Raw genomic sequence first — 13,344 nt, 5'->3', positions numbered from 1 at the left:
GTGCAACTTCAGATAGCTCAAGTTGAAATGAAATATTTAATTGTTATTTTTGTTATCAACCCGTTAAATATAGCCTTGTTTATATATTTTTTCCAAAGTTAACCAAGTGAAATTACTTATAATGCTGTCTTATCAACAAAAGACAACATGGCCACCTTGTCGCCATTTCCCTATTAAGGATTAAGCAACAAACGTTGGCATAATTTGACAAAATCAGACGATGTGACAATGCCAACCACATTGCGTTGTTCATCAAGCACAGGCAAACAACCTAACTTGTTATCAATAAAATACTGCACCACCTCATTTAACGACTCATTCAACGCCAAAACTTGTACTTCTGTATCCATAATATCGGCAATTGGTGTATAGCGCTCTTTTCGCTCTAATGCCCCTTGTCCGTATTTATTTAACATCTTCAATACGCTGGCAATCATCTTTTTATGGGTTAGCATCCCAATAAACTTACCGTCTTGTTCTGATATCACCGGCAAATGCCGCACATTGCGAGTTTGCATCAATTCATGAGCATCGCGAAGGCTCGCTTCATGGCTAATACACACCGGAGATGGGGTCATAATATCGCTAACTTTCACAGGCTTACTCCATTAAATTCATCTATAAAAGATTAGTTAACAGTCAATGGAATCGCAAAAAATGCAATAAATGGGTTTATTCACCATAATGCTGCTCCCACAACTTATTACTGAATCGATTATCGGGATCTAGCTTTTTCTTTAATTTAAAGAATTCTTTAGCTCGTGGATAAGCATGATGAAACTGCTCTGTCGTAGCGTGCAGTTGGTATGGTAGATAATATGCTCCACCTTCAGAAATTACCGCATCAATCATTTCTCGGCTCCACGCTTTAACTTCTGCCTTATCCTGTTCAGATGTTCCTTGGCGGTAATAAAAAAAAAGTGAAAAAATTTAAGACATTTTTTTAAAATTTTTAGATTTATAACTTGCTGAATAGATATATTGGATGTAATTTAGGCATCGCTGGTTCAATTTTAACCAACTACAATTTGGTACAACACCTAATAAGTGTTTTTTAATCACCCTCGATAACCCGAAATGAATGAGGTGTAATATGACAACTAGTGTGTCTGCGCGTTCCTATAATGCGATTATTGAAGATACTCTCACCCAAGCGATCCGTTTAGGATTACAATCCCCAAAATCTCGTAAAACAGGTAGACGCGGTATCGCAGGTTTCTGCATGCTACAAGGCCCTACCGGAGGCGGCAAAAGCAGTGCTCTATGCCGACATGGTAATGACGATGGGCTACCACCCGCACTCGAACAAATAAGTTCAACAAAGCACCAGTCCCTTTTTGTTACCCATAGATGGAATATTCTTCATGACGTTTACGCTAATGTCATAAAGAGCAAGGATTCTACTGGAGCCGCCCTTACGGCAAGTGTTATCTACGCTCAGGATGAAAATATTATCTCAGCCCTACTAAGAAAGCCTCTTCCTCATGAAGTAGATGTCAAATCACAAGATTTACCAGATCCTCAAAATACTTTAATAACCTTGAATGACAAGGGGTTGTTACCCCACGACAAATGGGGATATTCAGCCATACAGAAAACCGCTCGTAAAATAATGCGTGAAGCAAGTATATTGGAGAAAAACAGCTTTCAGTCTTCAGCTCCGTTAGGTAAATATTCGCGCCTGATGAAAAAAGATTTACAACGCTCTTGTGGCCAACTTGAATTTATGCTGTTGAAAAACATGAAACTTCTTGAAAATGAAGCTAAGAAGGCAAAAGAAAAATATGGTGATGACGCTAAATTAACAGAGGTAGTAAAAAGTAAACTCCATGCCTTTAGAAGTAACGACTGGATTCGCCGAATATTCCCAGGCATTGCATGGCATGATGATAAGCAACACCTGTTAATCATGACAACGCAGAAACTATTTTCTTCCTTTTACGATGGCGTACAAAAAGTACGTATATCGAGTAGCGACCTAAAAGACCACGTTATATTTGTTGATGAATTTGATTATCAATCTGATGTGCTTCAGCAATTACTTGCCCAGTCTCAACTGGTACATGAGCCGCCTGAGTGCTTAGGACAGCTACTTGATGGCGGTCGAAGATTACTAAAAAGGATGCTATTTGACGAAGATGGCAGAGTTCCCGAGATCAGAGAAAGGCTTACCAAATTATTAGATGATCTCGAAGATGAATTGAAAGAAAACAACATTAATTTGAAAGAAGACAGGGCTCTAGTTATACCAGCAGAGGACCATCTAGAAGGAAAATCATTTAAGTCTCAATATTTATTTCGAGCTGACCACCTGGTAACTAGCAGCCAACTTTCGATGACTCAAGCCTCACATGGATTCGCAGTAAAAGAAAGGCATTATGGCGACAAACTGACAGCTGACGAAATCGATATCGATAAATTCCTTCGACTAATGGAAAAATATATACGCCAGTTTAGTTTAATGCTGTCAGACTTTTCTTCTTCAGATGGTGAGGAACAAGATTTATTAAGAGAATTGAGTAGTTTACTGTTTGACGCAGCAAATGACTATCGCCCTTCTCACTACAGCAGCGCTTTACCAAGCATGTCATTGTTCTCTTTACCACAAACTAGTTTGCCAGAGCTTAACAGTCTTCGAAAGAGCAATATCCTACCCAATACTCATGCAAACATATTTGGACTTACTAATTGGCAACTGAAGCAAAATGATCAAAAAAATGATCTAGACCGCTTGCGTATTCAGATCCGAAGAGCTTTCTTACCGACAACTCCCGAAGGATTATTACTTTCATTAGCCAGCCGAAATTTAGTATTTGGCTTATCTGCAACATCGTATATTGAAAGAGCCCTTGGTCATTTCGATATTCGTTGGCTCAACTCTGCATTGCGTTACATTGCAGAATGCCGAACGCCTGATATCCAGAAAAGCTACTTAGGATATGAGTTCAAAGATAAACCAAAAGACTGGAGTAAAAGACCTATACCTTACTGCCAATCAGACGCTGATATACAACGTCAAAATAATATGATCGCCTACCTGAGTGATAAAAAGGCAACACTACGACAAACCGACCTAGAAGTAACTGTTTCAGGTTTTGACGACCAGTTATCCCAACAGGAGAAAATCGACGTTCTTTCTAATTTAGTTCCCGAATTTTTTCAGGACTCCGATAGCAGTATTTCCACCAGTGCAAAAGAACATAGAGAAAGCACACTATTAAAACTTATCAATGTAATTGCAGTAGCTGGCACGAAAGAAAAGCATAAGGGCCAGCTCGCTTATGTAAATTCAACGAAATATTTTCGCAAATGGTTAATAGAAGATGAAGCAAAAGCTAGCCGCAACAGCATTCAGTGGCTATGTACAAACGAAAAAGTTGCCAAAGAATTCAACCAAAACAAGCTATTGGCTCTATTCAAAGATGTTTTCATTCCAATTAGCGTAAACGAACAAGACATCACTATCTGCCTACTAAACGCTGAATGCCAAAAACGTCCTGGATTTAAAGAAGCTTACCAAGCTGCATTTGATGCAGAATATCCTGTTCTAATTATTACCCAAACGGCTTCAGCAACCAACGGCATCAACTTAGACTTTAAACTGAGCAATGATAAAAGTATGGACCTTACATGTGTATACATACTTGAGTCTCGTCACTACTATTTTTCACCGCAGGATAACAGCGATGAAAATTTAGACAAAATGGCACATGCGGGTTATCAAATGCGAAATTTAGATAAACTTCGCAGGTACGGTGAAATTTCTAGAAAGGAGCATAGGAAATATATTTCAGCAGTAATGGATGGAACTGGTTACCAAATATCTCAGCTAAATAATTCTGTTTATAAAAAAGGCTCGGACTACATAAAAAATGCGGCGGCAGACATACAGCAACAAGTTGGTCGTTTGGAACGAGTTTGGGATTATATTGGTAACGTTGAAATATACGTTTCGCATCAGCTGGCTCAAGACCTAATTAAATTTACAGCCTTACCTGCTTATACCAACTATAGACAGATACTGAGTGATTTAAACCAAAAACTTCTCGATAGGCTAACTTCCATTGATGATGAATCTTCTAACGATTTTTTCAGTTCAATGTTTACGCCGAGTCAGACTGGTGAGAATGCTGTCAGTATTATTGATGATAAGCTAATTCCAGCAATCCGAAATTCACGCGAACATCCTGAAAGTACAGATGACATAGCCAAACTTTGGACACAGTTGGGGCGTGCCGTGCTGCAACTAGATTATGCTTGGAACCCAAAAAGCTCCGTTTATGGCATTCATACACCATTAAAAGATTGGGCTTGTATTGAAAAGCCAACTCACAGCAGTTCATTCACAGAGATCTGGTACGATCCTGAAACATGGCAGTTTTTCAGTGAACCGGGTAAGGGCCGCATCCCCTATCGTCCAGACAGACTATACAGCTACATTCAGTCACACAGCGCCATCATAGATTGGTTCAACAAAAAGGGCTACAGGACCTCAATGTATCCTATCGCTTGTGAATTAGAGGAGACATATGTTCTCCACCCTCGCATCACCCAGAGAATTTTACAAGGGAGGTTGGGTGAAGAGGCAATACGAGCTTTATTGCATTCGCAAAACGTGTCCACTCACACAACCTTAAATAGCCAAAGTGTACTTGAGCTTTATGATTTTACAGTCTCAAAAACTGATTTTAGAGTTGATGCAAAGTTTTGGGGAAGTGACAGCCTCGATAAAACTGATGAGCAATACCAAGAATGGCTAATAAATGGTGCTCAACCTGACAAAGCCCCACTTGGATTAATTAGTAAACTACAAGCAATTCGAAATGCGGAAGGCTCTGAAACAAAACTAGCCATACTCAACTTTGTCTGTACTGAGCATGATGCTTCACTTGTAGGATTTAACGAACAATTAAAGCAAGTGCCTGTTACTAAGGCGGACATTATCGTACTTAATGGCTGCATAGGTCATGATGCTAAAGATACTGTAACCACTGGCTTCAACCACTTTGTGGATTTGGTTTCTGAACAACAAAACAAGAAAGAGGACTAAAAGGTGAGCAATAACAATCAAATAGTAAGAGAATTGCCCCTTTCTCACACAATTTACTTAGACAGTGAAATCGACGCTGAAAAAGCAAAGAAACTAGTGGTTTACCATTATCCATTGAACAAATCATATCGATGGAAGGAGTGGCAAGAACACTTAGACACAGAGCTTTCTAATCGCTACTACCCATATTTGATGCGCAGCTACAAAGGGCAATTTGGCTTGTTTGTAGCTGTGGATTCTGAAACAACTAAGCCACCAGTTATTCTCAATAAAGATGGAATGGATATTCGCCCCGAGAAAGTCCAATACTCCGCTGAAATGAACCCCATCTGGATACGTTTGATAATGCGCAAAGTATCTGCATTTGGGACTCATTGCAAAGGAAGTCATACATTAGGTAGGCCTCTTCTTAAAATAGATACTTGGAACACTAAAAAAAGTAGAGGCGTCAATGCAATCAGTTTAGATTGTAGAACTCAACAACGCAGGGATAGGAATACGACCGAAGTAGTTCTCTTTCATGAGAATGTACCACTACGTGTATTAGACAGCGCAAAAGCCAACGCAGAACACCGCAATTCTATGTGGGTATATGATAAGAACAACGTTTTAGTGCGCTGGATACCTAAAAAAGGTGAAAAACCTTCCGGGCCTGTGTATTCAGAAATACGTAAAAATAAGAACAAACGAAAGCAACGCGCATTTATTGATCTTTCTAATGCAGATGCCTTCAAGGGCAGCTGGCCATGCTTGCTTAAACCTATTCAAGATGAATTGATTGATAAAGCCCAAGCATATGGTTTTAACCTAAAGCCTAAAATCTTAAACCTCAAACCATTACCTCTCAAGACTAAATATAAGCAAGGTCCAAAAACTCGAAATACTATGCCTAGTGTAGCATTGCTAGAAAAAGTTCTTGTGCTCGACTTACGGTTCTCAAAGAACATATCGGCTGAGCAAATGTTGTTACCACTTAATCAAGCGCTATCTGAAAAAAGTATTAACACGCAACTTCATCTTTTACCTAATTGTGACCCTCAAGATATTGATAGCCTTGAATTCAGTAAGTCTGATTCAATTTTAGTTCTTTTAGATCAATATCCTGGAGTTATTGAAGACCATTACCCTCTCACGACTAAACTTCGCACTAAGGTCGCTTGCCAACACATCAATGTAAACCCATATGACTTAGACGGTGACTCCATCGAAGCCAAGCTTATTAATGAAATTAGCGACGAAGAGAGTAATGAAACATATTTAGTACCTGAAGACGAATACTATAACTATACTCTATCTATGTTTGAGACAGATAGCAGGATGGAGGCACTGAAGCGCAATTTAGAAATTGTCATCAAAGAATTAAGTATCAAGCATTTGCTGCATGATGATCAGGTCAAATTAAGCTCAATGCTTCCTGAAGAGCACGACGTTCTAACTGAAGAGCTTGTTGTTATAACCGACGGTTACCTGTTTACAGTTCTAAATGACAGACCAGTACTCATCCCCTTTAATCCAACCATATCAGAGCATGAAAAAAATTGTGATTTAGTTTTGGGTAAATTTAATACTTCTGTAAAACAGCTGTTTGCATTGTTGAGTAGAGAATGGCCATACAGCTACCAACCACAGGTGGTAATGCAAGGTTTTGGTAGTGATGCAGAAAAGTATGCTAGGTTTGCTCGCAGGCAGACCATTGTTATACATAAAGCGGAATCTGTTTCTATCTACTACCAAGACCCCAAGTATGATACGCCTCATATGCTTCCGAACCACCTTGCAGAAACACTGCAAGAACTCCAATCACAGAATATCTCTATGCCATTAAAACAGTGGCAGTTACCTGAAACAGATGTGTTAGAAGAGCATATTAATGAATTGAAGGAAGAAGGTGAGCTATCAGAGAAAAGTGCAAATACCTTACTTACGCAGCTCGATGATATTAAAACATGCTGGCATGAAACACTTGGTACTTTATGGCAGGAAAACCGATCATCAATTGAATACAAAGAACTAAAGCAACATGCATTTAAAGCACTGTTAAGTGTGATGAACAATAAGTTACCTGAAGGTGAAATGCCCAAAAAAATTGTAAGTTCAAGCCTCAGCGGTTCTTGGGCCAAAGTTGCTTCAAGAGTATTTGGTATTCCATTGCAAGACATTCGAGCCTGGCTAAGAGACATTCCAGGTATTCAAAGGTTATGGCATGACCCAGAGCAAGGCTATTACATTGTAGGAAGCTTAGCGCCGCCTAAATTACAACTAACCAGACAACCAAGTATTCGCCAATGGCACGCACTCCAAGGAGAAATGAATACTGAGCTACTTGCCTCATTAATTGATGTTGACTGGGTTCGCTCCAACCAACTTGCTGGTAACCCATGTGTGGCACTACTTGTTAGACGGTGGAGAGATTGCCAAAACGGCAAGGAAGAAGCTTTAGGTTTAGGGTTGATAATATGAAAGTAAAAAATTCGGCGATTATTTATACCGGATATGACTACCAAACATTGCAAGGTATTAAGCTACTAGCAAACTGGCTTCACAGTCCTGCATCATATAGTCGAGTTGCATTTGAAGCAGACAATGACAGTAATGAAACACCTGAAGGTATAGATGATGTTGTTTGTGAACGGCCAAATGGTATTAAAGATTTTTGGCAAGTTAAATTTACCCCCTCCCCTGAGAAGGATGAAAACTGCCTTACGTGGGATTGGTTGTTAAAAATCTCAGGTAAAACAGCTAGATCTCGTTCCATTCTTAAAAAGCTCTACGATGCTATTAATGCTGTGCCTGCTGAAAAGCTTGGGGATGTAGTTCTATTGACCAACAAGCGGCCGGATAGATCTATGGAGTCTTGCCTGCGTGGTTCAAAAATAGAATTTCATCAGATTGATGATGACTCACAACAAGAGGTTATCCGACAATTAGGAAACCACGAAGCCGCTATGTTTCTTTTTTCGAAGTTGACCGTCCAACATAGTGATGGAGACTACCTTACGATAAAGCGTAGTGTTCGAGCCGAGCTTTTGAAGTTTTCCGACGATACAGGCGTTGAGCGGCTTGTCGCAAGAGCACGTGAATGGGCAATGTTTCAGAATAATCCTCCAGAAAATGGTTGGATTTATCTTCATCATGTTAGAGAAGTTTTATCACCCAAAAGACCGGAGCCCATACCTGAAATATTCTCTGTGCCTGAGGATTATTGCCTCCCAGATTCTGATTTTCACAATGCTCTACTTGCACGTATTAGCAGCTCAAACGGCGAAGTCATTACGTTAACGGGTAAGCCTGGTGTTGGAAAAAGTACGTATCTATCGTTTCTGTGTCAAGAATTGGAAGATCAGGAAATTCCGCTATTACGTCATCACTATTTCTTATCATTGGGGGATACAACAGAAGACAGACTAAGCCCAAGAATCGTCGCTGAATCGCTGCTACATCAAATCAATAGCTTTCACAAAGAAGCAAATGCAAGTACATCCCATCCTGAAAACCTGCGTGATGCGCTCGTAACATGCGCAAATTATTACAAAGACAGGGGAAAACCCTTTTTAGTATTAATTGATGGGCTGGATCATGTTTGGCGAGACAATGCAAAAAATAAAAAGCCATTGGACGAAACCTTCAGACAATTGCTACCTACAACAGAAAACTTAGTGATAATTGTTGGAACGCAACCAGTTGACGATGAATTACTCCCTCATACACTGCTTATTCACTCTCCTAAGAATGAATGGCATTGGTTGCCTGAAATGTCTGGAAATTCGATATACGAGTATTTAAAACTTCATATTGAATCTGGTCGATTATTCTCCAACTGTCATGAGGATCATGTAGATGAAGAAATTCAGAAAAGTGCTGGAGCGTTATTAAAGGCTACAAATGGCTATCCACTGCATGTGATCTACTCATCTGAGTATCTGTCTCATCATGGATTAGCACTTTCTTCCTGGCAAATTGAGAAGCTTCCACCATGCTCCGATGGCAATATTACTACTTATTATTCCGAGCTCTGGCGTAACCTCAATTATAGACAAAAGGATGTTCTTCACCTTTGCAGTGGATTTCAATTTGCATGGCCCAGACCGGCGATTGGTTGCGTTGTCAAAGATATTCATGAATATGCTCCGAGCGTTGATGCCGTTGCACACATGCTTTCTGAAGGAGTTTGTGGAGTAAGGCCTTTTCATGAAAGCTTGGTTGTGTTTGTTAGAAGTCAGGAAGAACACGAAGAACGAATAAGTGCCTTGCTGCCATCTGTGTGTGAATGGCTAAACTTAAGCGCACCTATTCATCTCAAGGATAATTGGCTTTGGTCCTGTTTGGCTCGAATGGGCAGCACATCCGAATTACGAGAAGGCGTTGTAAGGGACTGGATACTTGATAAGCTTATTACTGGCATGCCAGTCAAATCATGCATAAGGCTATTATCTGAAGCTGAAACATATGCATTTGAAGAACTTGAATATGCTGAGGCATATAGCCATAGAGCATTAAAAACCCGGCTTATAAATGGACCTGAATTCCAGACTTGGGATTCCAATAATTTAAGTACGCTTTCCCTTATATTAGCTGATGAGGCATCTATAAATGAATTAATATCAGGACAAAACGAGTATTCACCAACCAAATTATCCATATTGGCAATTGCATTATGGTATAGAGGGGCAGTTGATCAAGCAGAGTTGTTATCGCAGAAGGCTATTGATCGATATCGGGCTAAAACCAAACTTTTGTCTTCTCGACACTCTCAAGATAACGAAGCTGAAGCTGCTGTATTGATAAAAGCAGGAGTATTAACTGACAGCCTTAACTACGATGCGATTTTTGAAGGAGGAAACTTCTCTAATTGGCCCGATGGATATGTGGCTAGTTTTAGACGTGCATGCCGTACAAAAAAAGAGCTGGGTCTGCTCTTCAGGGCTTGGCAGTGTTTACCAAGTAATTCAAATCATATCGGTCAAATCGAACTCGATGCAATTAGATTAAGCATTATAGAGGGTGCAGATATTGCCCGTAGGCCAGAATATAGCGCTTTTTCCTCACAGACGTTATCTCAGTTTTTAGATATATTCTCTAAGAAAAAATTTGCCAGTATTAAAACTCATCTTTTTGATGGCCTGTCGGAAACTGTCTTCAAAGTTGAAAAACCTGGCGGTTATCATAGCTGGTTTTTTTCTTCACTTTATACCAGGTTAAGTGCAGAAGGCGACTTCTCTTGGTTACCAGTTAGTGCAACATCAGATCGAGCGGATGTGTCAGATCATTATGTATTGCTTAATGAGATTTCAGATTGGAGCGCAAATGAACTTTTAGCAGGGAATACATTAAACTTTGACGTAGTTTGTGCGATGTTTCCGCTGTGGCCAATATTAGATGAGGTTCAATGGGAGACAAGAAGAGCCGATATAGCTTTAAAGCGCGATTGGATTGAAATTGCAGCCGATTGTCACCTGATAACAACCAAATCTGAAGTTTCGCGTGATGAACTAAAGCAAATTGTTGACTCTGGTGTATTCAGAGTTGACTGGCTTCGGTTATGGTATAAGGAGGTAGGTCTCAAACTGTTAGACGATGATGCTGTTGTACTGCTCATTGAACTCGACGAGGCTCGACAGTTAAATGAGCTAGAAGAAACAATTGAGAATTCTAATGCTTACCTTGAACTCGCTCAAATAGCATTCCAACACGATAATCTAGCCCTTTTTGAAAGGTGTATGAGAAAAACATGGGATTTTGTGCTCGGTTACGGGCATCATAAAGACACCGCTATATTTGATGTTTTAAAAGCTGTGGAATACCTTTCCGAAGCTGATCCAGATTCTGCTCTGGAAATATTAGAGCGGATATCACCGATAGTTTTCAATATATCCAAGTTTACCGACGGGGATGAAACTAGACACTCTAAGCACTCCATATCTTCACTATTAGCAAAATTAAACCCGCAAACAGCTGCTTCAGTTTATGATCAAGAGCTTAGCGATGGCGAATGGTATTATGCTGAAGAGACAATACTTAGGCTGCTTGAAAAATGTGACTTTTCTTCACCGATTACAAAGCATTTATTTCTCACTGGCTTGCACTCTAGTTGTTACCAAATGCTAAAAGTAAACGTTGAGAATGGAGATCTACATGCTACTCATATTGCTAATGAAACAGAAACCTGTATTGGAATCGATATTAAAGAAATCACTACAGATAAATCAACTGCTGATGAATTTGATGAAAAAATCACTTTACAACCAGCCGATTTTCCACCAGAAAAATTCGAAGAACTATCCCTAGCGCTAAACGGGAAAATTAGCACCAGTAGTTTTTTAAAAAATTGGTACAAGTATTGGTGTGATCATGGTCAAGAAGATGCTCTATTAAAGCAGTTGACACCACTCATTCCAACATTTATTGACCGTTTGAACGACAAACGTCACTTATTAGATCATCTTTTCTACAGTACACAAAAATTCAACGGTAAAGAAAAAGCATTTAACCTTTTAGTTTTTGCTCACAAAGCCATGGGTGGCTGGTCTGATTGGTACGAGCGTTCGGAAAATAGTATCAACCGACTTAAAGTGGTGGCTGAGCAATATCCTAAAAAAACAGACGAGTTTATAAAGCTAACAACATCGGAGTTGGATAATTGGAATGATAAATTCGGTAACTTAATCATTCCAAATGATAAATTAGTCTTTTTACTTTCCCAGAGTGGAAGGAAGGATGAGGCTCTTGAACTGACATTATCGATGGTTGAAAGCTTGGAAGACAGCGTTCGCAATCTTAAGCTGACTAAACCAGACTGGGATTGGCGTCGTGATGACTCTCTCGATGAAGCATTAGTTAAGTCGTTAATTTCAAGGCTTAAACTTCCAATACCTTCTGTTAAATTATGGTCTATAGACCAACTTTCAATACTTTTAATTGCACAGCACCCTAAAGTTGAAGAATTATTGAAAGAAGATTTAGCCAATAGAAAGCAAGAGTCAGAATGTGTAGAAGTGCTATGCGTATTTTTTGCAGCCAAGCATCGGGGCTATGTCTGCCCAAAAGATTTAGGTCATTTAATTACAGCAAGGTCCTCTCTCTCAGATCTATTAATAGAAGAACTGGAACCTACAGCAAAAGATTTAGGTGAGTATACCTATCCATTTTCACCGCTTATCAGCTTAACTCATGATAATAATCGATTCGAATACTATCAGGGGAATCATGTACCTTTAATGTACAATTCATGGTTAGAAAAAGAAGAGAAAAGAACGAGTATACCTTTTACCGATTACTTTCAATCTGAATGGAACACTACATTTGAATATCAGCCTTCAAAAGCAACAAATATTGATTATTTTTTTAGTAGCGATCGTCAAAGGTCTACTGGCCAATTTTATACGCAGGCAAGTCACCGTGGGCGTTCAGCATATTTAAGAACAATCGGACTAGCCAAAGAGATTTACGGTATGCCGGATTCTTACGCGGGACATTTATCAATTCCAGCATTACCTATCGAGCCTGCGTATCTAGCACTTCGCCCTCAAAACCCCAAATGGTTACCAGTCTGGAATGGCATTAACTCCCCTAATGAAGAGCACTTGAGCAACTATGTTAAAGAAGCATTAGCCAACTTCTCTCACACAGATGACAGCCATAACCTTTTAGCATTTTCATTTCCTATTAAGATTGATGACAATACCTGGATTGATTTAACTGCTGTAAAGGTGAACTCTGAAGTAAGGTTGACACCGGACATGCATATAAAAGAACGTTCTAACTGCATTGCTGTTGGCAACCTTCTAGATAAGGAGCTGTCATATGAACTTGGTGCGAGTCAGCCACATGAAAATCCTACAATGGCCGGCACTTCGTATCCATTTATGAGGTATGGTCATTGGCACTCTGACCTCGAGTCGCGTGGACTCTACATCCCAAAATGCACAATTGATGAAAAAAAAATTACAGGCTCTTCCTACAATGGCTTGTTTTACTACACTATTGGCAGCGCCACTATTGGATTTTCATCATTCTGGTACAGCAACTGGCAACCAATTCATCCGAAAGGAGTTCGGTCCCTATGTGGTACTTATACAGCGGTCAGCAAGGAAAAGCTTGGGATATGGTCAAGCTTGGTCGATAAACAGCAAAAACAATGTTACGTCTGCAATGCCACCGTTCTTAGCTCAGAAGCAAGCTATAGAGAATACGACCAGCACGAGTTTAACTTTTTAGTTTACCAAGACTGAAGCTCTCTATGAGTATTTCAATGTAAAAAAGGCGAACCATTTCTAGTTCGCCTTTTCTTATTTATG

Annotated in this window: 5 protein-coding genes; 3 read left to right on the top strand and 2 right to left on the bottom strand. The window is 39.7% G+C overall.

The genetic code is table 11. The features are described 5' to 3' along the window. Positions 1–173: 173 nt before the first annotated feature. A complete protein-coding gene (locus L2672_RS06635; protein WP_248995044.1) occupies positions 174–596 on the bottom strand; it encodes a CBS domain-containing protein in 423 nt (140 codons plus the stop codon). Positions 597–672: 76 nt separating this feature from the next. After that, complete coding sequence (locus L2672_RS06630) at positions 673–852, bottom strand: D-arabinono-1,4-lactone oxidase (RefSeq protein WP_248995043.1); 180 nt, start codon at positions 850–852, stop codon at positions 673–675. Positions 853–1,093: 241 nt separating this feature from the next. On the opposite strand from L2672_RS06630, the gene L2672_RS06625 reads away from it, so the two are divergent. Genes L2672_RS06625 through L2672_RS06615 form a run of 3 tightly spaced genes read left to right on the top strand, consistent with a single transcriptional unit; the run spans position 1,094 to position 13,278 of the window. Beyond that, the gene (locus L2672_RS06625) at positions 1,094–5,050 is read left to right on the top strand and encodes a hypothetical protein (protein ID WP_248995042.1); all 3,957 of its coding nucleotides are present in this window, start codon (positions 1,094–1,096) and stop codon (positions 5,048–5,050) included. Positions 5,051–5,053: 3 nt separating this feature from the next. Then, a complete protein-coding gene (locus L2672_RS06620) occupies positions 5,054–7,510 on the top strand; it encodes a hypothetical protein (protein WP_248995041.1) in 2,457 nt (818 codons plus the stop codon). Further along, positions 7,507–13,278: an ATP-binding protein gene (locus L2672_RS06615; RefSeq protein ID WP_248995040.1), complete on the top strand. Its 5,772-nt coding sequence runs from the start codon at positions 7,507–7,509 to the stop codon at positions 13,276–13,278. Before L2672_RS06620 ends, L2672_RS06615 begins: the two co-directional genes overlap by 4 nt. The last annotated feature ends 66 nt before the right edge of the window (positions 13,279–13,344 follow it).

Origin of the sequence: Shewanella gaetbuli, from assembly GCF_023284065.1 — a bacterium.
GTDB classification, from domain to species: domain Bacteria; phylum Pseudomonadota; class Gammaproteobacteria; order Enterobacterales; family Shewanellaceae; genus Shewanella; species Shewanella gaetbuli.
Note: the sequence above shows the minus strand (reverse complement) of the source record. Positions and strands in the feature narration are given on the sequence as shown.